Raw genomic sequence first — 25,755 nt, 5'->3', positions numbered from 1 at the left:
TCGGATCAATTTAGAAATGAACGTATTAGATAAAATTAATTTGTAAAAAAACTCGATCAGTTCAAAGTTTAACGATGAACCAAGGCAAAAACGACACTTTAGCTAGTGGCATTTTTGCCTAACAAAAGTATAATTTTTAGGATACATATTATAAACATTTATTGTCATAAGGCGGACAGATGTCAGGATTACATACGTCTCCAAAGTTTTCGGGGTTTATTCGACGGTTAGTTGAAGACAGTCATCTGTCTGCAACAACCATGCAAACAGCGATTGATACAGCTAAAAAAGCACGTCAAGATATCGTTGCACATTTAATTGAACATCATCGTTTATCACCACTCACCATTGCTGAAACCATTGCAGCCGAGTTTGGTGAGCCGCTATTTGATCTGGCCGTGTACGATACCGCCCTGTTACCGCGTGATCTGGCCGACAACAAACTGATTCAGAAACATCGAGTCGCGCCCCTGTTACAGCGGGGTCAGATTTTATACGTTGCGACCAGCAATCCAACCAATATTGAAGCGCTGGACGCCATTCGCTTTAACACCAAGCTCAATATCGAACCGATCATTGTTGAGCACACCAAACTCGAAAAACTGATTGAACAGCAATTTGGCGATTCAGGTAGTTTCGATTTTGGCGATAGTGAAGATTTTGATCTGGATATTGATGTAACTCAGGATCCAGCCAAAGAAGAAGACGATGCCCCACAAGGTGATGAGTCACCGATTGTTAAATATATCAATAAATTATTAATCGATGCGATTCGTATGGGTGCATCCGATTTACATTTTGAACCCTATGAAAAGATGTATCGGGTGCGTTACCGCGTCGATGGGGTGCTGCGTCAAATTGCCACGCCACCCTTACAAATGGCAACGCGATTAGCTTCTCGCTTGAAAGTCATGTCGCAAATGGACATTTCAGAAAAGCGAATGCCGCAAGATGGTCGTATTAAATTAAAACTGTCTAAAACCAAAGCCATCGACTTTCGTGTTAACTCACTGCCGACACTGTTTGGCGAGAAGCTGGTGCTGCGTATCCTTGATCCATCCAGTGCCATGCTCGGGATTGAAGCGCTGGGTTACGAGGACGAGCAAAAAGCCTTATTTATGGAAGCGCTGGATAAGCCTCAAGGCATGCTGCTGATTACCGGCCCAACCGGTTCCGGTAAAACCGTGTCTTTGTATACCGGTTTGAATATCCTCAATACTGAAGATACCAATATTTCTACTGCCGAAGATCCGGTCGAGATCAATCTGGAAGGGATTAATCAGGTCAACGTCAATCCTAAAACCGGTCTGACCTTCTCTGCTGCATTGAAAGCATTCTTACGTCAGGATCCAGACATCATCATGGTCGGTGAGATCCGTGACCTGGAAACCGCAGAAATTGCCATTAAAGCCGCCCAAACCGGTCATATGGTGATGTCGACACTGCATACCAACAGTGCCCCTGAAACCTTGACCCGTTTGCGCAATATGGGCGTGCCGTCCTTCAACATTGCCACTTCGGTCAATCTAGTGATTGCACAACGTCTGGCACGTCGCTTATGCTCGCAATGTAAGGCACCGATTGATATTCCAAAACAAAGCCTGTTAGAGCTTGGCTTTACTGAACAGGATATGGCCGATCCCGATTTCAAGATTTTTCAACCGGTGGGCTGTGCCGAATGTCGTGAAGGTTATAAAGGCCGTGTCGGCGTCTATGAAGTCATGAAAGTTACGCCAGAAATTTCCAGAATTATTATGGAAGACGGCAATGCCTTACAGATTGCAGCGGCATCCGAACAAGCAGGTTTTAATAATTTACGCCGTTCAGGTTTAAAAAAGGTGATGCAAGGAATTACCTCTTTGCAAGAAATTAACCGCGTGACAAGTGAATAAAATCAATAAAAAGGATTAATAATCATGGCAGCTAAAAAAGCGCAAATGATGCCAACTTTTGCTTATGAAGGGGTTGACCGGAAAGGGGCAAAAATTAAAGGGGAATTACCGGCACGTAATATGGCTTTGGCGAAAGTCACCTTACGTAAACAAGGGGTTACCATTAAGAATATTCGGGAAAAACGCAAGAATATTCTTGAAGGCTTGATGAAGAAAAAGGTGACCACGCTGGATATCACGATTTTTCCCCGCCAATTGGCCACCATGATGAAAGCGGGTGTGCCACTGGTACAGGGCTTTGAAATCGTAGCCGAAGGCTTGGAAAATCCCTCTATGCGTGAAGTGGTGTTGGGGATCAAGGGCGAAGTTGAAGGCGGTAATACGTTTGCCGGTGCCCTAAAAAAGTATCCGCAATATTTTGATAACCTGTTCTGCTCGCTGGTGGAGTCGGGTGAACAGTCGGGTGCGCTGGAAACCATGTTAGACCGCGTTGCGATCTACAAAGAAAAAAGCGAACTGCTCAAGCAGAAAATTAAAAAGGCCATGAAATACCCGGCTACGGTGATTGTGGTGGCTGTGATTGTGACCATTATTCTGATGGTGAAAGTGGTACCGGTATTTCAGGACCTGTTCAGTTCTTTTGGCGCAGACCTTCCGGCATTTACCAAAATGGTGGTGAACATGTCCAAGTGGATGCAAGAGTACTGGTTTATCCTGATTATCGTGATTGGTGCCATTATTGCTGCCTTTCTGGAAGCGAAAAAGCGCAGCAAGAAATTCCGCGATCTGCTCGATAAAATGGCTTTGAAAGCCCCTATTTTTGGCGATCTGGTTTATAAAGCCATTATTGCGCGCTATAGCCGTACCTTGGCCACGACGTTTGCTGCAGGTGTCCCACTGATTGATGCATTAGAATCAACGGCAGGAGCAACCAATAACGTGATTTATGAAGAAGCGGTCATGAAAATCCGCGAAGATGTGGCGACAGGTCAGCAACTGCAGTTCGCCATGCGTGTTTCGAACCGCTTCCCTTCAATGGCGATTCAAATGGTCGCGATTGGTGAGGAGTCTGGTGCTTTAGATAGCATGCTGGATAAGGTTGCCACCCATTATGAAAACGAAGTCGACAATGCCGTAGATGGTTTAACCTCTATGATGGAACCGCTGATCATGGCTATACTGGGTATTTTAGTCGGTGGTCTGGTTGTTGCCATGTATCTACCAATCTTCCAAATGGGTTCTGTGGTCTAATTCGCATGCAACAAATGATTAATTATTTTATTGAAAACCCGACTGCACTGTATCTTGCGGTTGGGCTTTTAAGTTTATGTATCGGCAGCTTTTTAAATGTGGTCATCTTCCGCACACCCAAGATGATGGAACAAGAGTGGCAGCAGGAATGTCAGATGCTCCTGCATCCTGAACAGCCGATAATTGACCAAAGCAAACTGACACTGAGTCAACCCGCTTCGACTTGTCCCAAGTGTGACACTCCTATTCGCTGGTACCAGAATATTCCTGTGATTAGCTGGTTAGCCCTGCGGGGTAAATGTGGCAGCTGCCACAATCCGATCAGTATCCGTTATCCGCTGATTGAACTATTGACCATGCTGTGCTCTCTGGTGGTCGTTGCGGTCTATGGCCCAACCCTACAAATGCTGTTCGGTTTAGTCCTGACCTGGGTTTTGATCACACTGACTTTTATTGATTTTGATACCCAATTGCTACCCGATCGCTTTACCCTTCCCCTCGCTGCCTTAGGTTTAGGAATTAATAGTTATGCCATTTATACCTCGGCCAGTCTGGCAATCTGGGGCTATATCATTGGTTTTTTATGTCTCTGGATCGTGTACTACATTTTCAAATTAATCACGGATAAAGAAGGCATGGGTTATGGCGACTTTAAACTATTAGCCGCCTTAGGTGCATGGATGGGGCCAATGCTGCTGCCTTTAATTGTGCTACTCTCTTCAATGGTCGGTGCGATTATTGGTATTATTTTGATGAAAATGCGTGGTGAAAATCAGCCATTTGCATTTGGTCCTTATATTGCAATTGCAGGCTGGATCGCCTTTTTATGGGGTGATCAAATCATGAAAGTTTATTTAGGTGGTTAATATGGGTTTTATCTTGGGGATTACAGGCGGTATTGGTAGTGGGAAATCAGCTGCGACCCAATGGTTTGAATCTCAAGGTATTAGCGTAGTCGATGCCGACATTGTGGCCAGAGAAGTGGTTGAGCCAGGCCAGCCTGCATTACAGGCAATACAGCAAGCCTTTGGCGACTGGGTCTTATTGGAAGATGGCAATTTAGATCGCAGAGCGCTGCGTGAGCATATTTTCCAGTTTCCAGAAGCTCGTCAAACGCTGGAAAAAATTACCCACCCAGCCATTCGCCAGTCTATTATTCAACAGTTACAACAGGCCGAAAGCCCTTATGTAATTTTGGTTTCCCCCTTACTTTTTGAAACCAACCAGCATCAACTCACACACCATACCTTGCTGGTGGATGCTGATGAACAAACCCAGCTACAACGGGCCAGTCAGCGAGATGGACAAAGCGAAGAACAGATCCGTAAAATCATTGCGGCACAAATGCCCCGTGCGCAAAAACAACAGCTTGCCAATGATATTGTCGTCAATGATGGTTTATTGGAGCATCTGCATCAACAACTAAAACCATTGCACTTGAGTTATTTACAACGCGCAGAACACGCCTTCTAACCTTGTTTCTGCCGGGCCAATTGTGCAGCCAGACTATCTTTACGCAACCAGCGCCATGGCTGCAATGCACCGATTCCCATCCCGATCAGGCCACACACAATCGCAGCATTCAACGGTTCATTCAATAAAGGCACGGCAATAAGCGCAGCAATGAAGGGGGCCAAGGTCACAATACTGCCTGTTTTAAATGCCCCTAATCGCTCAATGGCTGCCACATAAGTCAGGGTTGCCACAATAACCACCAGCACACCATGAAAAAGCCCCTGAATCAATAAATGTGCAGGCGTTGCTTCATGGAAATGCTTGGGAATAAATAGAAGATAAATAGGGAGATAGATAATTGCAGACCAGATCACCACACCTGCGGTTGCATGCCAGGCTGAGAGCTTCCACTGTTTCAGCAAAACCGTGAAAATCCCCCACCATATGGCACTGACAAATAGAAGTAGATCCCCGATACCTAATCCTGAGGCTTGATCATGCAGCATCAAATAGCTCATCAGCAGCAATGCACTCATCATGATGATCAGACTGGCCCAAGTATGCTTATCAAAAGGCTGCCTAAACAAGACATAAGCAGCGACGGCGGTACACAGCGGAATACAGCCATTCAGGAAAATGGCTGCATGGGCGGCGGGTGCATGTAAAAAGGCGCTATATACTGTAAGGCAATACACCAGTCCGCCAATCAGCGCCAAAATCACAGGTCGCGGATTCCATAAAAAAGCGAGATCTTTTTTATAGATCAAAACTGGCAATAAAATCAGGGAAGCAATGGCAAAACGCATGGCCACCAGATCCCAGACACTAACATGCCAGTGTGCGTTGAGGCGGGAAAAAATGGTAAATCCACCCCAGATACACATGGTGATCAGGACAAAGAAATAGCCTTGCGTACGAGCAGTCATCTGGGCTTACATAGAACAATATGAGCTTAAATTATACACCACGTTGACGGCAGGCTTCATACAGTGCCATACCTGTTGCCACGCTGACATTCAAACTTTGCAGGTCACCCGACATCGGAATATACACGGTATGATCACATTGTGACTGGGTAATCGGTCTTAAACCGGTATCTTCAGCACCCATCACGATCACTACAGGACCTTTAAAATCACATTGATGAATCGGTAATGCTTTTTCATCCAGCATGGTCCCAATTACACGGGTATGCGTGCTGTCTTTCAGATGTGCCAAGGTTCTTGCCAGATTGGTCACTTGAATAAATTTAACTTTCTCTGCCCCACCCGCCGCAACCTTACGTGCTGTCGGTGTCAGACTAGCTGAACGGTCACGTGGCACAATCACTGCCTGAACACCCATCGCTGCCGCGGTACGGATACACGCGCCAAGATTGTGCGGGTCAGTCACCTGATCAAGCGCCAGTAACAACGCATCTGGTGACTGCTGCATGAGTTCATCCAGATCTTTTTCATTCAAGGTCGGATGTGGGCGCACCGCAGCAACCACCCCTTGATGGAAAGGTAAACCTGCCAGTTTTTCCAGACTGTCACGACTGGCTTTTTGAATACTGATCCCGAAAGGTTCGGCCAGTTGCAATATCTTTTGCAAACGCTGGTCATCTCGACCTTTTAATGTAAATAAAGTCAAAACGCGTTCAGGCTCTAACTCCAACAATGACTCCACCGAATGAACGCCATAATAATATTCAGGTTTTGCCATGAACGACCTCGTTTAGCACGTCCTCTTTTGTATAAAAAAGAGTGTTAGGAATATTGAAAAATAAAAATCCTGCAAAGTGACTTTACAGGCGAGGAGCGATTATAGCTCCGCAAGAGTACCTAATAAAAAAATCCTGCAAAATGACTTTACAGGATTTCTATTGGCTCTAGTGTACTCGATTTAGAAAGGAATAGGTTAGCCTTCTAAATGACAGACATAATCAAGGACATCGTCTGCTTCAATCAGGAAGGTACTATTGCCAGGGACATAGAATGATTGCCCTGCACGGAATAATTCACTTTCTGTACTATCTGCGATTTTTACACGACATTCGCCAGAAATAATTTCCATACGCTCTGGCACATGTGTCTCAAAAGTTAAAGGCTGTTCAGTGGGTAAAATTACACCTAAAGTCTTTTTTGTACCATCTTCAAATTGTACGGTGTGGCTAATACATGCCCCGCCAAAATACACATTCGATTTCTTAATGACCGTTACATGATCAAACTGCACTGAACTCATGCGTACTCTCCAAATAATGCCGCATTTATATTAGGTTATGCTGGACGTAGTTTAATTGTGCCGTGGCAACTAATCAATCCATTTTCTGGGCTAAACATAGCAATTTTCATACCTGAGCGAGGAAAAGCAAAGTGAAACTTTGCCCGAGCGCAAGACGAGTAGCTCTGCTACGAGTGACGAGGATTAACAAAGCGAAGCTTTGTCCGATCGCAAGACGAGTAGCTCTGCTACGAGTGGCTAGGAAGCACAAAGCAAAGCTTTGTCTTGAGGAACGACTCAAGTTCCGCAAGAAGACGAGCAGCCAAGCTGCGAGTGGCGAAAGCTTTGCCTGAGCACAAAACCTTGCGCCATATATGGCTCATATGCTACGAGTGGCGAGGAACAGCAAACATTAATAATATTTACCTGAGCATAAGACCTTGCACCATATATAACTCATATACGGTACGTAGCGTCGAACAAACAAATTGGATTTACTCAACACAAAACCTGATCTCACTCGCTATAAATGTTGAAGAAAAAGCCAAGAGATCAAACACATCACAAAATAACCCTTTATCCGCACAGTAAATCAGGAAATTCCACCATTCAACTCTTGTAGCAACTTTAAAACTTCTCTATCTTTAAGCAAAAGATTCTGTGCATTGGATGCGTTTATGCTCACCCATTTAACTTTAATTAATTTTGCACTCGCCGACCACTTGGCTTTAGATATTGAACAAGGCTTCAATGTGTTGACCGGTGAAACTGGCGCGGGCAAATCATTATTGTTAGATGCGCTGTCTGCATGTCTGGGTGAACGTACCGATACCAACTATGTCCGCTATGGCGCTGACAAAGCCGATGTGACTGCCGTATTTAGCTATCAGGCGGACAGTGCCGAAGCACAATGGCTCGCCGAACATGAACTGGATGATGATTCAGGTGAAATCCATTTAAGACGTGTGATTTTTGCTACAGGCCGTAGCAAGGCCTGGATCAATGGTCGTCCCAGTAGTTTGGCCGAACTCAAAGAAATCGGCCGTTTACTGGTGCAACTTTATAGCCAGCACAGTCAGCAACAGTTATTAGAGCCGCCTTATCCAAAACGCTGGCTGGACCGTTATCACAATTTTGCTGAACCCTCGAATGCCGTTCGTGAAGCCTATAGTACCTGGCAAAAGAATATTCGCCAGCATCAAGCAGCGTTGGATGCACAGGCAACACGCATTCAGAAAATACAAAATCTCGAATCCCAGATTGAAGAACTCGAAGATGTGGTTCAAACCGATTATCGGGACATTGAACAGGAGTTTGATCGTCTCAGTCACCATGAACATATCATGCAGGACTGTAGCTATAGCCTGAATGTCTTAGATGAAGCGGAACAGAATATTACCCAGGAAGTGGCATCGATCATCCGTCGCCTAGAGTCTCATGCGGGTCGTAGTGAGCAGCTCGCCAATATCTATAATGCTTTGCTAAATGCCCAAAGTGAAATCGATGATGCTACGGCAAGCCTGCGTCAATTTATTGACCGTCAAAGCTTTGATCCAGAGCGGATGGAACAACTAAATGCGACGTTAGAGGTATTCCACCGACTGGCCCGCAAGCATCGTACCCAACCCGAATTACTGAAACAGGAATATGAAGCTTGGCAGCACGAACTAGAACAGTTACACCAGCTGGAAGATCCAGAAACACTGGCGGAACAGGTTGAAGTCTCCTATCAGGACTTTATGCAAAAAGCCCAACATTTAGATGAGATTCGTCGTGCAGCAGCGATTCCCTTAGCGAAACAACTTACTGAACAAGTCAAACCATTGGCACTGCCTGAAGCGCATTTTGAATTTAAGTTTGAACCCTTGGAACCTGCCAATGCAGAAGGCTTAAGCTTTATTCAGCTCTTATTTACTGCCAATAAAGGCATTCCGCCACAACCACTGGCACGCGTAGCATCCGGGGGTGAGTTGTCACGTATTGCCCTGGTCATGCAAGTCATGAATGCAGAAAAAACAGATGCTGAAGTGCTGGTATTTGATGAAATTGATGTCGGGATCAGTGGTGGGACGGCTGAAGTGGTGGGACGCTTACTGGCGGATCTCGCCCAGCACGTCCAATTATTATGTATCACCCATCAGGCTCAGGTTGCAGCACAGTCTGATCAACATCTGCTGGTGAAGAAACAACAAACCGATCCGGCCAGCAGTACCATTATCGAACTGGGCGAAGAGCAGCGTATTTTAGAGCTGGCGCGCATGTCGGGCGGCGTTGAAATTAGTGAGACCACTTTGCAACATGCCAGACAGTTACGACAGCTAAAATTTCAGTCGGCCTGAGCCAAGGCATAAAATATGAGAAAATAATTGGCGAAATCCGATTAACTCTTGTATGTTGATAAAAAGAACCTATATAGATAGATCAGCACCATACATTGAGGGAGAACCGCCTAGGTGACGAAACAATATCTAACTCACCGTTGTCTCATCGCCCCACCTGACATGGCCGATGACTTCTTTGCCAATACGGTCATTTACGTGGCTCGCCATGACGAAGATGGCGCTCAAGGTATTATCATCAATCGCCCTTCTGAATTACAGATCAAAGAATTACTCAATGATTTAGAAATTGATGCCGATAATGTGCATCCGCATGCGGTATTACAAGGCGGTCCATTACGCCCGGAAGCTGGTTTTGTGTTACATACCGGTCAACCGACATGGCATTCGTCTATTGCGGTGGGCGAAAACGTCTGCATTACCACCAGTAAGGATATTTTGGACGCCATCGCGCATAATGAAGGGGTGGGTCGCTATCAGATTGCTCTGGGTTATGCCAGCTGGAGCAAAAACCAGCTGGAAGAGGAAATTACCCGCGGTGACTGGCTGATCTGTGAGTCGGATATGGATCTGATTTTCAATCTGCCTTATGGTGACCGTTGGGATGCAGCCTACAAGAAAATTGGGGTAGATCGCACCTGGTTTGCATCCGAGATTGGTCATGCCTGATATGCAAACAGCTCAATCGATTATGGCCTTCGATTTTGGTACGCAGAAAATGGGGATGGCGATTGGACAATCCACGATTGAAAGTAGCAATCCCCTGCCCTTATTTGCCATGAAAGATGGTATTCCAGACTGGGATAAACTGTTAAAGATCGTCAAGGAATGGCAACCGACCTTATTTTTGGTGGGCTTACCGCTGAATATGGATGACTCTGAATCTGAACTGTCGGCACGTGCACGGAAATTCGCCCGTCGTTTACGTCATCAAACCAATATTCAAACCTGGATGGTAGATGAACGTCTGACCACACGTGAAGCCAGAGAAGAACTCGAATCTTATCAAAGTAAAGGTCAGGCCAAACGTTTATCTGCGGATAGCTTTGCCGCTGCATTATTAATTCAAAGCTGGTATCGCGATCCTGCCGGGATTACCCCTTAGCGAAAACCATCATTTTTATCATTAAGCGGCGTTCCATGCCGCTTTTTGTTGTCTCATTCTTAAATGAATTACACCACTTGGGAACCGTATGGATTATTTTTCAATAATTCTTACGGTCGCGGTACGTCCAGACACGAAGGCCAATGGATTATGCGGCTGCTCATCCAGTACAATTTTTACCGGTACACGCTGCGCCAGACGCACCCAGCTAAAGGTCGGATTCACATTCGCCAATAAATTTGAACTACCAGAACGCTCACGGTCTTCAATCCCTGAGGCAATCCCCTGCACATGACCACGAATCTGTTGACGATCACCCATCAGCTGTACCGTTGCAGCATCACCGACATGAATACGGTTGAGTTTGGTTTCTTCAAAATAACCGACCACATAAAGTTGTTGACGGTCTAACAATGCCGCCACGGCTTGCCCAACTTTGACGTAGTTACCAACACGTAAATCAAAGTTCGATAAAGTGCCATCCGCTGGTGCAACCACTTCAGAACGATGCAAATTCAACTGGGCCAAATGCAGCGTACTATTGGCCACCTCAATCAAGGCCTGTTGTTGCTGGATCGCAGCATTGGCTTGTTCGATATTGGCAGTCAGTTGCTCTTTCTCTGCAATCGCTTGATCACGTGTCGCAAAGACTTGATCCTGTTCTTGCTTGGAAATGGCACCATCCATCAAGCTGGCATAACGCGCAGCATTTTTCTCCGCCAGTTTCATATTGGCTTCAGTTTTGACCAGGCTGGCTTTAGCACCTGCCAGATTGGCATGTGCCTGCGCCAAACCGGCTTTGGCTTTGGCTAAATCCGATTTGGCCTGTTCCACATCCAGCGCCTGACGTGCCACATCAATTTTAAACAGCACCTGACCTTTTTTCACGCTCTGGTTGTCCTGCACCAGCACTTCGGTAACCAACCCATTGACATCGGAGGCCACCTGAATCACATCGCCACGAATACGGCCATCCCGTGTCCACGGTGCAGCATTGTAGTAATTCCATAAATGCACCACCGTATATACTGCGATCAGGACCGCCACAAGCAATACAATTGGACGGATGACTTTTCTCACATCAAATGCATTCATGTTCATTACCTTTACCATTTATCTTTAAATCATTAAATTTCATAGATGCGTTATTCAAAATACTTAAGCCCAGAACCATACAAATAACCCGTGCACCAGCAGCAAGAGTCCCAAGTAAAAGCACAAATTAAAAATACTCGGCAGTGCAATCCAGCCCTTACTGATTAGCCGATCAAGCCATGGACCTGCAAGCTTAAACAACACATAGGCAATAATGGCCTGTACCAAAAGAATCGGAATATAAATGCCATAAAGATTAAGTTCACCCATGAGATATACCTAAGCCATACATGTCTGAATAGCGCTGTTCTGTGGAAATATGACCAATGCTTTCGCAGATATTATTCAGCGAAATCAGTAGTCGTTGACGTAATTGAGCATCTTCAATCTGTGGAGCAATATGCTGCAAACGCGCGATTTGCTGTACGATCTCTGCTGGAAAATGATGGATCGACAGTTGCTTCTCTTGGGCCTGAAAATATGCGGTCAGTTGTTGCTGTAACCCATTCACTTCTTGTTGCAGTTCGGCCAGTTGCGGTAATTTCTGGCTAATTTCCTGTAAACGCACCAGATCCACAATTGAGCTACTTTCCACCAAAGCATTTTGAATCGCTGTTTTAATTTCTGGATTTTGTACCATCTTGGTATTCAATACACCGACACGATCCAGCATGCTGCGTAAATGAATCTTGAAGTCACTGCCATAAGACAGATGTAATGCCTGACGCATGGCCTGATAATGCAAGGCCAGAATCCGTGTCGCACTGGTATCCGGAGAAACCGCACGTACCAGATCAATCACAATCAGCGACACCATCACCCCTAGGACCATGGCAAAGGAACTATCCAGATAAGACACGGCATCCATGGTGTACTGATTATGCAAGTTCAAACCCATCATGGTGTTAATGCCCAGCACCATACCGATTGGCATCAGCATCTGGTTTGCCATCATGGTCACGGCCACCAGAAACACTGGAAACAATACCAGTGCCAACTGCCAGAAGTGAGTGACGTGCGGGAAGATACCAAAGGCATATAGAAACACCAGACCAGCCGAAACGATACTGCCCCAGATAAAGATACGTAACACTGGCACCGGATTATCCAGAGCGGTCAGGATACAGGCCGTGATGGCACCCATTTGCGCCATCATGAAGCCGGCTTTCCAGCCTGATAAAATCCAGGCACCGGTAACAATAAACGTAATCAGCACGGCACTAATGCCACCGCGAATGGCAATACCATGATCGCGGTGCAAACTCGGATACTTGGTAGTGATCGAGGTAATTTCAGCGGGTATGTCTTTTTTGCCCTGCTGGATCTGTTGCCAGATCAGTTTTACCGCCAGCATATTGGCAATAAAATGACGCACGTCCATTTTCAAGGCTGCCAGTACAATTTGCTGTTCAGGCGTTGCAATCGACATCAACTCAGCAAAGTCCTGTTCAAAGCTATCAGGCAACGTTTGTAAATCTGCTGGTGTTAAACCTCGTTCCTGTTTCAGAAAGGTCAAGGTATCCTGACGAAGCCGATCTAAATGTGGGGTCAGACTGGTCAATTGCATTTGCCCCAGCTGTTTCACCCGTTGCGACAAAGCCACCAGATTCGCTACCACCAAAGACACCTGATGCAGCATTTCCTGCAGCGGTTTGGTCATGCCATTGAGCTCACCTTTTTCATAAGCCAGGTGTACGGCCAAGGCATGAATATCGGAAGCATCACGGGTAATGACCGATAAAACCTGGGTATAGTTTTCTGGTTCTTTCTGCGCGGTAATCAAACGCTCAAAGGTATTTTCCAGATCATTCAGGGTTTTATTGACCCGCTGCTTGATCATGGCCCCGACATGGACCGGAAAAAAGGTGGCTGAGACCACGGCAGTAGCCACCACCCCAATAGAAATTTCCAGCACGCGAGCCATGGCAATATCAAAAATATTATAGGTATCGATATACGTAATCGCGTTATACACAATCATTGCCGTGGAATACCCCGCCAACATGAACACATAACTGCGTGGCGTGCGGTCAAGTAATGACACATACAAGGCAAAACCGACCCATAAAGACAGGATAATGGTGAATAGCCACGGCGTATTAATAAAATGCGGTGTCAGCAATAAGGCAATGATTGCCCCCGCAACGGTTCCCACTAAACGGTACACACATTTGGAAGACACCATCCCTGAATAAGGATTGGCAATAATCAGCACGGTACCAATCGACCACATCGGATTGATCAGGTCCAGTTCAAACGAGATAAACAATGCCAGCATACCTGCTACAAATGTTTTGCACGCAAAGATGATGTCGAGTCGACTCGGTCTAAAAGCCAACAACTGTTTAAATAGCATGAACATGTCTCAATTCAGAGTCAGTTTGATCCTCATCACATCAATAAATAGGTGACGACTTGTCCAGACTGATCTGAAGGATTCAAATCAGGGCAATTGATAGGAATAAAACTGGGTATTGGGAGTGATATACAATGCTCGCGTCTGGGATTTTTAGAGAGATTTCCCTAAAAATAATTATCCAAATAAGACATTGTGCTGCTAATTTTTTCAAAACAAAGCGAATTAGTCAACATAAATTATCACTATTTGATAATTTTTAATTTTAATCTAAAATAATCGTGCTGATATTTCAGAATTTTCTCAACAACGGCCTCTATTTCCTGATCGAAGCTGAGCGAATTTAAAATCCCATACCCCACTTAAGCCTTTTCTGTTATAAAGCAATAAAAGTTCGGTTTTCACGTTATTTGGCAAGGAGTAGACAACGCATCATGGCAATTTCGAGTTTTGGTAAAATTCTCACCGTACTGGATTTATTTTCAGTTTCACGTCCGATTATCAATGTCGATATCATTTGTGATGAGCTTGGTCTTTCCAAACCTACCGCCTATCGTTATTTAAAAGAACTGGTCTCGGCCGATATTCTCAAGCGCATTAGTGGTACCTCGGGTGACTATACCCTCGGCTCTAAAATTGCGGTACTTGACTATATTTCGCATAGTACAGATCCTCTGGTTCAGATCAGCATTCCGTTTATGCGCGATATTGTGGAACGCACCGAATTGTGTTGTTTACTCACCTATTTAAATCATGATTACTGTATCGATCTGCATCATGAGACCTTTAAGGATGCCGAATTACTGTCTTTTGGCCGAGGTTGTCCACGTCCGGTGTATATTGGCGCTTCACCTAAAATCGTGATCGCTCATTTATCCAAGCAACGGATTCAGGCCTATTATCAGCAGTTTTCAAAAGAATTGGCACAAGTCGGTTTTGCGCAGACCCAGGAAGAGTTCATTCAACATATGCGCAAAATCAAGAAACAAGGCTTCTATTTATCTCAAGGTGAAATTGATCCTCAACTGTGTAGTTTGTCGGTACCTATCCGTTTCTCCAGTAAAGAAGCACCGATTGCACTGACTCTGGTGGCTTCAAAGAACCGTTTTGACTTCATCAATATTCAAAAGCTGATTGAGATTTTGCAGAATAATGCCCATCAGATTGAACATAAATTTGTAAGCTTGTCTGAGAGCCAAGGCCAGCCAGTTTGAGAATATTAAAAAACTTTTACATTTTACACGGTTGTAAATAGCAACAAATTCTCATATGATGATTATGTTCTTCAGCATACTCTCCCAAAAGAGCATGACTTTCCTCAGAGAACTAAGCTCATCGTTGTTATGGGCTTTTTTCTTGCCTGAGGTATTTTTATGCCATAAAAAAAGCCTTCTTGTTTGAAGGCTTTTACAGTTAAAAGTATATTAACATATGATTTTTTGAATCAGCTTGGCTTCTACCAACATCGTCTCAGTCTGATCAGCTGCAATAGATATCAGGTGCTTTCCATTTGAATAAAGAACTGTACCCTCAGTATTCAAGTTAAAACTCAATACACCTCGTTTAAGTACTTTTTGCTCTCCTGTGCTTGAATACAGGACTAGCTCCCAACTACGTGGAATAACGCCGGCAAATTTCTCTCCAGCATTTTGATTTTACTGCACTGCCTTTTGTGCCTTAATCAAATTTCCTTCCACAAACAGTTCTTCTTCTGATTTCTGTCTCGATTTCGCAGGGTTACTACCTGAGGTTGACTTCAAGGATTCACCTGTATAGCGCTGGGTAAAGAAATCCAACCAACCAAATACTGCCCGAATAATTTTAAATGGCGCAAATACAATATCTTTTAAAGAGTTGCCACGATAGTGTTGATTCTTATAAGGTCGCTTTAAAAAATGTAGCTGTCCCTTCGCATCTATTTTCGGTTTGTAGCAATCATAACGAGGGTCGGCAATAACCGTCTCCAGATCACCTGTTTTCAGATTCAAACGACACACTTCCCGAGGCCCGATACTGACACTTCCTTGTTGATCATAGGCAAAACCGCAACTATCGTAATAAATAATGTCTGGATTTTGTGGATCAAAACATGGGTGCTGATCCTGACAATCACCTTCTGTAATGTATTGAATCCGATTAGAATCTAAACCTAAAATACAAAGATGACGTTCATAGGCATGCTCTGGACTAGCTGATAAAACTAGCCTTTTATTCTGCGCATCGTAATCCATGTGATGAATAATAAATTCATTATTTCTTAATACTAATGCTTCGGGTTGCTGTAGATCCAAGAGTGATTTGATGTAAATCGCACAGCCATCCTGCAATTGTGCTGCATAAATTAAATGCTGCTCATCTATTAAAACCGCATCAACAGGATAAACATGCGCCAACTCCTCTTGCTCGCTATAATTCGCGACACCCATGAATTGCGCCCCCGTTCCCGAGGTTTTCCATTGCTTGCGCTGCCTGATTTCTTGCAAATTTTTCTTGTACTGACTGACCGCATGACAATCAATCGTGTGTGATTTTTGGCCTTGCAATTGATGTAAGAATTGGTCAGATAAATATAATACTGATGACATTGATGTATTCCCAACTTATCGTTTTAAGCACTCACGCTTGTCCAAGCAAGCATCGTGAGTGCAGTTATTCTCTAATTTTTTTTAAATTTGCGCCGGCTAGGTGGACTTAGCTTCTAAGGCTGTTTTAAATACGGCCACGCAGCTTTCATGTAAATAAACATCGACCATAAGGTTAAAATGACAGCAGCATAGAGCAAGGCATAGGCCCAGATCTCCAAAGGTTTCCAGTTCAACAGAAACACACTGATCGCAATCATTTGAAAGGCAGTTTTGTATTTTCCGACCGTTGAAACCGCAACACTGGTACGCGCACCAAGTTCCGCCATCCATTCACGCAAGGCAGATACGGTAATCTCCCGCGAAATAATCACGATCGCAGCAAAGGCCATGGAAATGGTCGGTTGCCATTGCACCAGAACGATCAGGGCCGCTGCAACCATTAACTTGTCTGCAACCGGATCCAGAAAGCGTCCAAAGGCCGAGGTCTGATTCAGGGTTCGTGCCAGATAGCCATCGAACCAGTCGGTTATAGCTGCCAGAACAAAGATCGCCGTCAGTACCATATGACGCACCATGCCCCCATGATGCTCAGCAATTCCAATTGCTGGTGGCCAGTAAGCAATCACCAGAAACACGGGAATCAGGGCAATACGTGCCAAGGTTAAGATATTAGGAATGTTCAGGATTTGCCCTGTGCTCATAAACACCGCCATGTTGTTCGCATCAAATGCAGTTTGCACAAAGGATGTGCTGAGATTGTATTCATGTGTAGGCAACTTTATACGAAATGCACCGCAGTGTCGACTAGGCAAAAACCGCAACTGTTTGTCTAAGCACCGCAATTAAACGGTTTTCACGGTTCCACAGATAAGCATATTCGGTGGAATAACCATGTTCTGCGTACTCGGTCACAACTTTATACTTAAACCAGTCTTGCACCTGCTCCGCCACCGGATGTAAATAGGTAATCTGCCATGATAAAGAACTTGCCGGTGCAGGTATTTTAAACATCGGCAACACTCCCGGCGGCCACACGTCCATCAAGGCAAACAGATCAGGGAGCTGCATGGCACGGTTCTGGTGCAAATCGGGTGAAAAACGGCTCCATCCACCAAAATCAGGCACTTTACTGCCAGCCATGGGATAACTGCCTTCAGCCCAGCACAGTTCAAAATGCTGTAAACATTCAGGCATTAAGCCTTCAATATAAAAGGTTTTATCGAGTTGCTCTGGTGTCGAATAATCAGGCACCTGTGGCAAGTTTTCGACATGAATCCTGGACTCACGCGCTGAACCAAAGCTGGCGATCAAGATTGTTTGTACAGCCTCGTTTTGCCATAACCTCACTTCCAGCGTAGTCACCGACTTGCCTTCACGTAAGACTTCCGCGGTAATATTGGCTTGTCCTTGCTGTACCGGGCCCACAAACGTGATATTACAGCTCAGCAGTTGCTTTGCTGCATCTTGCACAATACTTAAAGCTTTCTGGACCAGAATGCCTGCGACCAGTCCACCAAACACGGTACGGCCTTGCAGCCAGCCAGACGGGATATCAATCCACTGTTGTTGTTCAACCTGCTGATAGAGCGGAAGCAATGACATCATTTTTCCTTCATGATCAAAACGTCCTATCTTTGAACGTTTTTCGTGATTTGTGAATGATCATTGACACAGTCTAAACAGGACGATTAAGTCAATTGGCCCTTTTATTCATGCAAGATTTTATAAATTGTTCGCGCCAGCACTTCACCCAGACCGGGAACAAGCATCAAGTCTTTTTCGGAAGCTTTTAATACCCCCTGAATGCCACCAAAATGGGTGAGCAGATCGCGTCTACGTTTTGGCCCCAAGCCTGGTATCGCTTCCAGAACTGAACTGCTACGACGTTTATCACGCTTGGCACGATGTTTGGTAATCGCAAAACGATGGGCTTCATCGCGGACCTGCTGAATCAGGTGCAAGGCTTTATGATCTTCGGGCAATTGGATCTTGGTGCCATCAGTAAAATGCAGCGTTTCCAGTCCCGGTTTACGTCCTTCCCCTTTAGACACCCCAATCATAAAGGCATCCAGCTGTAGCTCCTGCATCACCTCCATCGCCATATGCAACTGCCCTTTACCGCCGTCGATCAATAGTAAGTCGGGCAGCATATTCTTTTTATAACGACGGATCAGCGCTTGACGCATGGCTGCATAATCATCCCCACCGGTAATATCCTGAATGGCAAACTGGCGATAATCACGTTTTCTGGCACCGCCCTGATCGAACACCACACAAGAAGCAATCGGTGCTTCGCCCATGGTATGACTGATATCAAAACATTCAATCCGGTCAATCGGGCGGCCAACCACCTGTTCTAGCTGATGAAAACGCTCATTCAGTTCCAGATGACTACTCAACTTACCTTTAATCGCATGCTGCACATTCATTTGCGCCAGCTCAAGCCATTCCGCCCGGGTTTCACGCACTTTATGCTTGATCTGGACCTTTTTATGAAAACTTTGCTGTAACGCCTCTTCCAGTTGAACCTTGTCAGGAATGTCGATATTCACAATCAGTTCAGACGGCACTTCATCAGCCACCTGAAAATAAAAATTCGCCATAAAATCACTGAGCATTTGCCCCAAGTCATCGCTCAACATATCCGGGAAATAACTTTTACCGCCCAGCATCCGTCCATTACGTACATGCATGATCTGGACACAAGTCACCCCTGCCTGATAGGCAATCGCCAGAATATCGGCCTCACCCTTAATTTTAAATACCGCTTGCTGAGCCTGAACTTCACGTAATAAGCCCAAACGATCGCGATAGAACACGGCTTTTTCAAATTCCAGCGCTTCTGCCGCCTGCTCCATTTTGCTGATCAGTTCCTGATTCAGCTCTTTGGTATCGCCTTGCAAGAAGCGGATCGAGTTATCGACATCTTCTTTATAATCTTCAGGGCTAATCAGACCTACACATGGGGCGGTACAACGTTTAATCTGGTATTGCAGACACGGGCGTTTACGCTGGGAAAAATAGCTGTTTTCACACTGACGTACATTAAATAATTTTTGTAAAACCAGTAAGGTATCTCTGGCACTATAGGCACTAGGATAAGGCCCAAAAAATTTGCCAATCTGATGCTTGCCCTTGCCTCGCCCACTGGCAATCCGAGGATAAGGTTTATCGGCAGATACAAAGATATAGACATAAGACTTATCATCCCGCAGCATAATATTGTAGGGCGGACGATGCAGTTTAATCAGGTTTTGTTCGAGTAATAATGCTTCCGTTTCCGAGCGCACCACCAGCGACTCAATATCATAAATACGGGCCACCAAAGCCTGTGTCTTCGGATGATCGATGGTTTTTACAAAATAGCTCGAGACACGGTTTTTCAGGTTTTTGGCTTTGCCCACATATAGCAGTTCGCCGTCCTTACCCAGCATTTTATAAACACCGGGTAATTGGGTCATATGCGCCAATATTTTTTCAATGTGTTCTCGAGCGTTTGAATTCACTAGTCAACTTTAATCATCAGTATTATCTTGATGATGTTGGCGCAGTTGCTGCTTTTCAAGTGCTGAACCGTCAATTTTCATGCTGAAATGGTAAGAGCAACCATTGCGTCACTTTCTGTTTGTCTACTTTCTTTTTTAATCCTCTGATTTTTATACTGTCCCAATCAAACTGGTATTCCGGATTTAGGTTTTTTAACCACTCAGGAAACCCGATCACAGCATACTCCGTAAAAGGGGGCATCTTTAATTCATTTTTATACTGATCATGACAATAGTGTTGCGAATAAATTTGATTGAATGGACTCACAAACAATTTAATATACCAGTTGAATTCACTGTCATCTTGCAATTCCAGTAACACGTAACCATTGTCATGCTGAAGATCAATCCAGATACTGACACCCCAGTCTTTTAAAGGTAAATCCAAATCAAGTTCTGTTTTCCAGATAAAGCTATCACTTGCTTTGCGTTTAGCATTTTCCAGTTCAATCAATTGATCGACATAGGGACGAGCTTTAACCGTGAAAATATCATCGCCGTATTGTTCCTGCATTTTTTCACAGTACAGACATAGGATTCGCAAGTTATCAGCACCAAAAACGTGATATTGACCCTGCAAAAAATTTTCTAGAAAAATAGCCTGATAGTCGGGATTAAATAAAGCCAACAAAGCCATGGCCCGAATCTTCAACCCTAATATTAACTGGTTATCATCAGAATAAAATTCGTACTGACTCATATGTTCTAAACATTGCAAGGCGTATTCAGCAAATTCCTGCTGTTGTTTAAAAAAATCCATTTTTTTTAAATGACCGCGAATTGAGGTATAGCTCTCAATGCGGGTATATAATTTTTTTAGTTTTTCATATTGTTCAAAGGAGTTGCCTTGAGCAAGCGGATTAAATTGATCAAATCCATAGAGGAATAAAGGTTCTATAACATCATAGACACCGATCACCGTCTTGAAGCTAGCCAGATATTCACGATAAGCTTCAATAAAAATGGCATAATTTTTTGCTTTAAGCTTGATGGAACATCTTAAATATAAAATGACTTTATAGAATTTGAGTAAGTCTTCTGGAGTTAAAATTTTATCGGCTTTTGCCGCAAGCTCATTCAAACGTTCCCAGTGCTGGCTATAAAGCGCTTTTAGCGTTTCATTTTCTTGACCACAACGAGGATAAATAGAGTCACTGATAAAATAGTGTAAAAATTGCTGATCATCGAATTGTTTCATTATTATTCCTTGTTATAAAAAAACGCCCTTTCGGGCGTCCACATTATTCGAACTTAAAAGACATAAGGACGAATAAAAATCAGGAAGAACAAACCTAGCATAATGAACCACTTCAAGAAGTAGTACAACGAACGGTTTGACTTCTTCAAGGCTTTGGCTTTAATTCGGATCTGGTAAATATAACCAAAGGCCTTGTTTAAACCACCTGTCTGGTCACCTGCTTCATTGGGTGAACTCGCAGCCGTCATTACCTTTTTCCCAAACCAGTGATTAAATTTTTCCATAAAACGTGTTTTTAGTGGACGCTCAACATCGGCAAAGAAAATGATACGGTTTTGATCGGTCGTATTTTCAGCATAGTGGATATAGGTCTCGTCAAACACGACACTTTCACCATCACGCCAAGAATAACGTTCACCATCCACATCAATAAAGCAACGGTCATCATTTGGTGTGATTAAGCCCAAATGGTAACGTAATGAACCAGCATACGGATCGCGGTGGCGAACCAGACGGCTATCTGGTGCAAGTTCAGTAAACATCGCCGCTTTAATCGTAGGCAATGTTTTTAATAAAGCCGTAGTTTTTGGACAAAGTTCAGCTGCTGATGGATGTGCAGAGTCATACCATTTCAAATAGAAACGTTTCCAGCCGGTTTTAAAGAACGAGTTAAAGCCCAAGTCATCGTAAGTACTTGATGCTTTAATCCCACCTTTGTCATATAAGGCTTTGGCTTCATCACGAATCATTTCCCAGTTTTCATCAAGGATTTTTAAATCCTTAAAATGCTGGGTGTCGATATAAGGCTGATTCGGCACTTTGGAAAACATGTACATTAAAAAGTTAATGGGCGCAAGAATCGTCGAATGGTCAAAGAATTGACGATAAAACGAATGTTTCACTTTCCCACGACGCTGGATATACAATGCAGAAATGATAAAAATCGCTAATATGATCCACTTAATCATATAGTTACCCCTTCTCGGTTTAACTAAGCTAGCTTCAAAGCTTGGGAGTGTCTGGAAAAATTTTAGCAATATTAACAAAAGCTACTGAAATAGAGAAATATAAAAAGCAAGGGAGGTGCCTTGCTTTTATTAAAACATTTAAAAACTATAGTTTCGCTATTGTTTGTGCTGCAATATCGTTATACCACGAACAACCTTTTTCCAACTCAGAAACATAAGCTTTTTGATTATAATAGTTATATGGGTCCATTTCTTTATTGAGGGCAGCTAAACGACTTTTCTGTTCAGTAATCATATTACTTAGATGAGCATCTGCGAAATGATTCATTTCACCTATAACAAGTTCTCCTTTGAAGTTAATAAGAACTGTCTCAAAAACAACTCCATAGGCATCAGATTCACGATAATAGCGCCATGAATAACCATTCCATTTACCGTTATCCACTTTTAATGTATGTCCTAATTTTTCTACTTCATTTTTAAATGCCTGTTCGCTTTCTGTAATCACATCTGCATAATTTTCACCTGTCATCCCTTCTTTAGAAAAAGTTATGTAGGGTTTTTCAGCCTTTTCTTCTTGAATCTGATAGCAATAAGATCCCTGAGGAAAATATAATGGTACCGTTCTTTGATAGGCCTGACCGACTTTTTGTTCTTCAAACCCACTAGCCCCCCATTGATCAAAAATAACTTTATAACCAGGGTAAAAGCGATCAAAAACATTTTCACCAGAGATATTTATCTTCTTAAACGTATGGTAATAGCCTGTTTTAGGTGCATCACTAAAATAAAACTTTAAGGAAGTAATAGCTTTCGTATCTGAATAAACCCAAGTATTTGTAAAAAGTTGATCTGCCGTCAACAAAAACTCATCTTCACTTAACGGAGTATAGTATTGCGTTCCTTTAAGTATACTATCGACATACGCATATTTTTTCGCAGATAAAGTTTCAGGATCTACATGATATAAATCTACTGTAACTTTTTCCTGAATGGGTGCAGTTGTATTATTGTCACTCTTTGGACCGGAATCATTTCCTGAACTACCACCTCCTCCACATGCGCTTAACATCAATGGAAGCATGGCCAATACAACAATTTTAATTTTTAACATAATTTTACTTTCTTAAACATTTTTATCACATGAAGATTATCTAAAGATAAAAAAATAGACAAGTCTTTCTGTCTACTGTTTATAAAATGTCCTGTTTTGTTTAATAAAAATGCTTGTTTGATATTTCCAATCTTTATATTAAAGTCAAAATTTATAGAGTTAGTTCCCCATCCATAGGACTGATTCACAGCATTAAAAACAGTTGAATATTTAAAGAACGCAGGCATTTCGACACGATAAATAAAGCCTCATAAAAGCCATAGTAGACACCAACAAGAATACTTAAAAATTATTTTTTTCAAATAGATAAATTCAAACATAGAGCAACAAAAACAAATGGTGACCCTAGCGTCACGGCTTGATACAACTTGTTATGTCCTTTTTGGATATAGTTATCGTAAGATTAGCGAAGCTTTTTTATGTGCTCAAACTGCACATATGCTTTATGACATCCACTTAGAATCCTCCACAACAAGGGAGATCAGGCATGATCCACGCTGGCAATGCCATTACCGTCCAAATGCTTGCGGACGGAATTGCAGAATTCCGCTTTGACTTACAAGGTGAGTCGGTTAACAAGTTTAACCGTGCAACCATCGAAGACTTCCAAGCAGCAATTGCTGCAGTAAAAGCCAATAACGATATTAAAGGCTTAGTCGTAACTTCTGGCAAATCAACCTTCATCGTTGGTGCTGATATCACTGAGTTTGGCGATAACTTCGCTGCTGGTGAGCAAGCGATTGTTGATTGGCTTATGCCTGTACATGAAATCTTCAACAGTTTTGAAGACTTAGATCTACCTAAAGTTGCTGCCATCAATGGTACAGCGTTGGGTGGCGGTTTTGAAATGTGCTTGGTGTGTGACTACCGTGTGATGTCAGAACAAGCGCAAGTCGGCTTACCAGAAATCAAATTGGGTATTTATCCTGGTTTCGGTGGTAGCGTACGTTTAAGCCGTTTAATCGGTATCGACAATGCCGTTGAATGGATGGCAATGGCGAACCCGAAAAAACCAGCTGCTGCATTGAAAGACGGTGCTGTAGACGCGGTTGTTGCTGCTGACAAATTACAAGAAGCTGCGGTTGATCTCGTTAAACAAGCCATCGCTGGCCGTTTAAACTGGAAAGCAAAGCGTCAAGAAAAATTAGAAGCAATCAAATTGAATCCGCTTGAACAAATGATGGCGTTCAATACGGCGAAAGGTGCGGTACTTGCGAAAGCAAACCCGGCTCAATACCCTGCGCCAAAATTATTGCTGGATTCTTTACAAGCAGGCGCAAGTTCAACCCGTGATGACGCGTTAAAAGCAGAAGCACAAGGTTTTGCAAAAGCAGCGATTACGCCACAGGCAGGTGCATTGATCGGTTTATTCATCAATGACCAAGTGGTGAAGAAAACTGCGAAAAAATATGAGAAAGGTGCTCACCCTGTTAACCAAGCAGCGGTATTAGGTGCTGGTATCATGGGTGGTGGTATTGCTTACCAAGCGGCAAGCAAAGGCACACCAATCATCATGAAAGACATTGGTAACCCACAACTTGCACTCGGTATGAAAGAAGCGAATGGCTTGCTCACCAAGCAAGTTGAACGCAAGAAAATGAAACCTGCGCAAATGGGTGAAACACTTGCTCGCATCCGTCCAACTTTAAGCTATGACGAGTTTAAAGAAGTGGATATCGTGATCGAAGCGGTGACTGAAAATCCAAAAGTAAAAGAAATTGTACTTGCTGATACTGAAAAACATGTTCGTGAAAACACGATCATTGCATCTAATACATCGACGATTTCAATCACACGTTTAGCAAAAGCATTACAACGTCCTGAAAACTTCGTGGGTATGCATTTCTTCAACCCGGTACACATGATGCCACTGGTAGAAGTGATTCGTGGTGAAAAGACCTCTGAAGAAGCAATCGCAACAACTGTAGTTCTTGCTCAAAAAATGGGTAAAACACCAATCGTTGTTAACGACTGCCCAGGTTTCTTGGTGAACCGTGTATTGTTCCCTTACTTCGGTGCATTCGACCTGCTTGTAAAAGATGGCGCGGATTTCCAGCAAGTGGATAATGTCATGGCGAAATTCGGCTGGCCAATGGGCCCTGCATACCTGATCGATGTTGTTGGTATCGATACCGGTGTTCACGGCGCTGAAGTGATGGCTGAAGGTTTCCCTGACCGTATGAAGCCAGATTACAAGGGTTCAATCGAAGCAATGTATGAAGCAAAACGTCTTGGTCAAAAGAACGACGTTGGTTTCTACAAATACGTGTTAGACAAGAAAGGTAAGAAAGCGAAAACTGTTGATCCAACAGCTTACGACATCATTGCACCTTTCGTGACTGGTGAAAAACGTGAGTTTGACAACCAGGAAATCATTGACCGTATGATGCTTGCTTTCTGTAACGAAACTGTTCGTTGCTTAGAAGACAAGATCGTTGCAACTGCTTCTGAAGCAGACATGGCAATGATCATGGGCGTTGGTTTCCCTCCATTCCGCGGTGGTCCATGCCGTTACATCGACCAAACAGGTGTTGCTGAATATGTTGCGCTTTGCGACAAATATGCACACTTAGGTAAGGCTTATGAAGCGCCACAAATGTTGCGTGACATGGCTGCTAACAACACAAAATTCTACGGTTAAGGAGCG

At 43.7% G+C, this 25,755-nt stretch carries 21 protein-coding genes and 1 pseudogene; 9 read left to right on the top strand and 13 right to left on the bottom strand.

Going from position 1 to position 25,755, the window contains the following annotated elements; all coding sequences use genetic code 11:
• Window positions 1–179: 179 nt before the first annotated feature.
• Genes pilB through coaE form a run of 4 tightly spaced genes read left to right on the top strand, consistent with a single transcriptional unit; the run spans window position 180 to window position 4,616 of the window.
• Window positions 180–1,892: a type IV-A pilus assembly ATPase PilB gene (gene pilB, locus J699_RS06985; protein WP_032870576.1), complete on the top strand. Its 1,713-nt coding sequence runs from the start codon at window positions 180–182 to the stop codon at window positions 1,890–1,892.
• A 24-nt stretch (window positions 1,893–1,916) separates the two neighbouring features.
• On the top strand, window positions 1,917–3,143 hold the full coding sequence (locus tag J699_RS06990) for a type II secretion system F family protein (protein WP_032882855.1): 1,227 nt from the start codon (window positions 1,917–1,919) through the stop codon (window positions 3,141–3,143).
• A 5-nt stretch (window positions 3,144–3,148) separates the two neighbouring features.
• Complete coding sequence (locus tag J699_RS19905) at window positions 3,149–4,009, top strand: prepilin peptidase (RefSeq protein WP_032870575.1); 861 nt, start codon at window positions 3,149–3,151, stop codon at window positions 4,007–4,009.
• Window position 4,010: 1 nt separating this feature from the next.
• Entirely contained in the window at window positions 4,011–4,616 is a 606-nt protein-coding gene (gene coaE, locus J699_RS07000; protein ID WP_032870573.1) for a dephospho-CoA kinase, read from the top strand.
• Here coaE and J699_RS07005 read toward each other — a convergent pair.
• The 3 genes from J699_RS07005 to J699_RS07015 all read right to left on the bottom strand — a co-directional run bounded on the left by J699_RS07005 (window position 4,613) and on the right by J699_RS07015 (window position 6,824).
• Window positions 4,613–5,524, bottom strand: coding sequence for a DMT family transporter (locus J699_RS07005; protein ID WP_032870571.1), 912 nt, complete (start codon window positions 5,522–5,524; stop codon window positions 4,613–4,615). The genes coaE and J699_RS07005 overlap by 4 nt on opposite strands.
• Before the next feature lie 31 nt (window positions 5,525–5,555).
• The gene (gene rlmB, locus J699_RS07010; protein ID WP_004774084.1) at window positions 5,556–6,302 is read right to left on the bottom strand and encodes a 23S rRNA (guanosine(2251)-2'-O)-methyltransferase RlmB; all 747 of its coding nucleotides are present in this window, start codon (window positions 6,300–6,302) and stop codon (window positions 5,556–5,558) included.
• A 195-nt stretch (window positions 6,303–6,497) separates the two neighbouring features.
• On the bottom strand, window positions 6,498–6,824 hold the full coding sequence (locus J699_RS07015; protein ID WP_004774082.1) for a pyrimidine/purine nucleoside phosphorylase: 327 nt from the start codon (window positions 6,822–6,824) through the stop codon (window positions 6,498–6,500).
• 656 nt (window positions 6,825–7,480) lie between these two features.
• On the opposite strand from J699_RS07015, the gene recN reads away from it, so the two are divergent.
• From recN to ruvX, 3 genes are all read left to right on the top strand, one after another.
• A complete protein-coding gene (gene recN, locus J699_RS07020; protein WP_032870566.1) occupies window positions 7,481–9,142 on the top strand; it encodes a DNA repair protein RecN in 1,662 nt (553 codons plus the stop codon).
• A 114-nt stretch (window positions 9,143–9,256) separates the two neighbouring features.
• Entirely contained in the window at window positions 9,257–9,811 is a 555-nt protein-coding gene (locus J699_RS07025; protein WP_004774079.1) for a YqgE/AlgH family protein, read from the top strand.
• The gene (ruvX, locus tag J699_RS07030) at window positions 9,804–10,247 is read left to right on the top strand and encodes a Holliday junction resolvase RuvX (RefSeq protein ID WP_005226437.1); all 444 of its coding nucleotides are present in this window, start codon (window positions 9,804–9,806) and stop codon (window positions 10,245–10,247) included. Before J699_RS07025 ends, ruvX begins: the two co-directional genes overlap by 8 nt.
• Window positions 10,248–10,340: 93 nt before the next feature.
• On the opposite strand, the gene J699_RS07035 is transcribed toward ruvX, so the two are convergent.
• From J699_RS07035 to J699_RS07045, 3 genes are all read right to left on the bottom strand, one after another.
• The gene (locus tag J699_RS07035) at window positions 10,341–11,342 is read right to left on the bottom strand and encodes an HlyD family secretion protein (RefSeq protein ID WP_005280899.1); all 1,002 of its coding nucleotides are present in this window, start codon (window positions 11,340–11,342) and stop codon (window positions 10,341–10,343) included.
• 63 nt (window positions 11,343–11,405) lie between these two features.
• Window positions 11,406–11,612, bottom strand: coding sequence for a DUF1656 domain-containing protein (locus tag J699_RS07040; protein WP_005226435.1), 207 nt, complete (start codon window positions 11,610–11,612; stop codon window positions 11,406–11,408).
• The gene (locus J699_RS07045; RefSeq protein ID WP_032870562.1) at window positions 11,605–13,698 is read right to left on the bottom strand and encodes an FUSC family protein; all 2,094 of its coding nucleotides are present in this window, start codon (window positions 13,696–13,698) and stop codon (window positions 11,605–11,607) included. The genes J699_RS07040 and J699_RS07045 overlap by 8 nt, the downstream gene beginning before the upstream one ends.
• Window positions 13,699–14,132: 434 nt before the next feature.
• On the opposite strand from J699_RS07045, the gene J699_RS07050 reads away from it, so the two are divergent.
• Entirely contained in the window at window positions 14,133–14,912 is a 780-nt protein-coding gene (locus J699_RS07050; protein WP_005226431.1) for an IclR family transcriptional regulator, read from the top strand.
• A 210-nt stretch (window positions 14,913–15,122) separates the two neighbouring features.
• On the opposite strand, the pseudogene J699_RS0218755 reads toward J699_RS07050, so the two are convergent.
• From J699_RS0218755 to J699_RS07080, 7 genes and pseudogenes are all read right to left on the bottom strand, one after another.
• Window positions 15,123–16,283, bottom strand: a pseudogene (locus J699_RS0218755) (hypothetical protein).
• A 113-nt stretch (window positions 16,284–16,396) separates the two neighbouring features.
• Window positions 16,397–16,984: a CDP-diacylglycerol--glycerol-3-phosphate 3-phosphatidyltransferase gene (pgsA, locus tag J699_RS07055; RefSeq protein WP_104021904.1), complete on the bottom strand. Its 588-nt coding sequence runs from the start codon at window positions 16,982–16,984 to the stop codon at window positions 16,397–16,399.
• Window positions 16,985–17,087: 103 nt separating this feature from the next.
• Window positions 17,088–17,885 (bottom strand): thioesterase family protein, encoded by a 798-nt coding sequence (locus tag J699_RS07060; protein WP_032870560.1) that lies wholly within the window; start codon window positions 17,883–17,885, stop codon window positions 17,088–17,090.
• A 104-nt stretch (window positions 17,886–17,989) separates the two neighbouring features.
• Window positions 17,990–19,789 carry an excinuclease ABC subunit UvrC gene (gene uvrC / locus J699_RS07065; protein WP_032870557.1) on the bottom strand — a complete coding sequence of 600 codons (1,800 nt, stop codon included), beginning with the start codon at window positions 19,787–19,789 and terminating at the stop codon, window positions 17,990–17,992.
• Between the two features lie 70 nt (window positions 19,790–19,859).
• The gene (locus J699_RS07070; protein WP_032870556.1) at window positions 19,860–21,026 is read right to left on the bottom strand and encodes a hypothetical protein; all 1,167 of its coding nucleotides are present in this window, start codon (window positions 21,024–21,026) and stop codon (window positions 19,860–19,862) included.
• 53 nt (window positions 21,027–21,079) lie between these two features.
• Window positions 21,080–21,994, bottom strand: a complete 915-nt coding sequence (lpxO, locus tag J699_RS07075) for a lipid A hydroxylase LpxO (protein ID WP_005280919.1) — start codon at window positions 21,992–21,994, stop codon at window positions 21,080–21,082.
• A gap of 145 nt (window positions 21,995–22,139) precedes the next feature.
• Window positions 22,140–23,108, bottom strand: coding sequence for a hypothetical protein (locus J699_RS07080; protein WP_032870551.1), 969 nt, complete (start codon window positions 23,106–23,108; stop codon window positions 22,140–22,142).
• 487 nt (window positions 23,109–23,595) lie between these two features.
• Here J699_RS07080 and fadB point away from each other — a divergent pair, with 487 nt between their 5' ends.
• Window positions 23,596–25,749 carry a fatty acid oxidation complex subunit alpha FadB gene (gene fadB / locus J699_RS07085; RefSeq protein ID WP_032870546.1) on the top strand — a complete coding sequence of 718 codons (2,154 nt, stop codon included), beginning with the start codon at window positions 23,596–23,598 and terminating at the stop codon, window positions 25,747–25,749.
• Window positions 25,750–25,755: the final 6 nt, after the last annotated feature.

This window comes from Acinetobacter sp. 1000160, assembly GCF_000588715.1.
Lineage (GTDB): Bacteria > Pseudomonadota > Gammaproteobacteria > Pseudomonadales > Moraxellaceae > Acinetobacter > Acinetobacter courvalinii.
Note: the sequence above shows the minus strand (reverse complement) of the source record. Positions and strands in the feature narration are given on the sequence as shown.

Excerpts from the sequence above, each read along its gene's own strand:
- pilB (WP_032870576.1), top strand. The coding sequence starts at position 180 with ATGTCAGGATTACATACGTCTCCAAAGTTTTCGGGGTTTATTCGACGG.
- J699_RS07015 (WP_004774082.1), bottom strand. The coding sequence starts at position 6,824 with ATGAGTTCAGTGCAGTTTGATCATGTAACGGTCATTAAGAAATCGAAT.
- fadB (WP_032870546.1), top strand. The coding sequence starts at position 23,596 with ATGATCCACGCTGGCAATGCCATTACCGTCCAAATGCTTGCGGACGGA.
- J699_RS07040 (WP_005226435.1), bottom strand. The coding sequence starts at position 11,612 with ATGGGTGAACTTAATCTTTATGGCATTTATATTCCGATTCTTTTGGTA.
- rlmB (WP_004774084.1), bottom strand. The coding sequence starts at position 6,302 with ATGGCAAAACCTGAATATTATTATGGCGTTCATTCGGTGGAGTCATTG.
- ruvX (WP_005226437.1), top strand. The coding sequence starts at position 9,804 with ATGCCTGATATGCAAACAGCTCAATCGATTATGGCCTTCGATTTTGGT.
- pgsA (WP_104021904.1), bottom strand. The coding sequence starts at position 16,984 with ATGAGCACAGGGCAAATCCTGAACATTCCTAATATCTTAACCTTGGCA.
- J699_RS07045 (WP_032870562.1), bottom strand. The coding sequence starts at position 13,698 with ATGCTATTTAAACAGTTGTTGGCTTTTAGACCGAGTCGACTCGACATC.
- J699_RS06990 (WP_032882855.1), top strand. The coding sequence starts at position 1,917 with ATGGCAGCTAAAAAAGCGCAAATGATGCCAACTTTTGCTTATGAAGGG.
- J699_RS07070 (WP_032870556.1), bottom strand. The coding sequence starts at position 21,026 with ATGAAACAATTCGATGATCAGCAATTTTTACACTATTTTATCAGTGAC.
- J699_RS07050 (WP_005226431.1), top strand. The coding sequence starts at position 14,133 with ATGGCAATTTCGAGTTTTGGTAAAATTCTCACCGTACTGGATTTATTT.
- recN (WP_032870566.1), top strand. The coding sequence starts at position 7,481 with ATGCTCACCCATTTAACTTTAATTAATTTTGCACTCGCCGACCACTTG.
- J699_RS07035 (WP_005280899.1), bottom strand. The coding sequence starts at position 11,342 with ATGAATGCATTTGATGTGAGAAAAGTCATCCGTCCAATTGTATTGCTT.
- coaE (WP_032870573.1), top strand. The coding sequence starts at position 4,011 with ATGGGTTTTATCTTGGGGATTACAGGCGGTATTGGTAGTGGGAAATCA.
- J699_RS07080 (WP_032870551.1), bottom strand. The coding sequence starts at position 23,108 with ATGTTAAAAATTAAAATTGTTGTATTGGCCATGCTTCCATTGATGTTA.
- J699_RS07060 (WP_032870560.1), bottom strand. The coding sequence starts at position 17,885 with ATGTCATTGCTTCCGCTCTATCAGCAGGTTGAACAACAACAGTGGATT.
- J699_RS07005 (WP_032870571.1), bottom strand. The coding sequence starts at position 5,524 with ATGACTGCTCGTACGCAAGGCTATTTCTTTGTCCTGATCACCATGTGT.
- J699_RS19905 (WP_032870575.1), top strand. The coding sequence starts at position 3,149 with ATGCAACAAATGATTAATTATTTTATTGAAAACCCGACTGCACTGTAT.
- lpxO (WP_005280919.1), bottom strand. The coding sequence starts at position 21,994 with ATGATTAAGTGGATCATATTAGCGATTTTTATCATTTCTGCATTGTAT.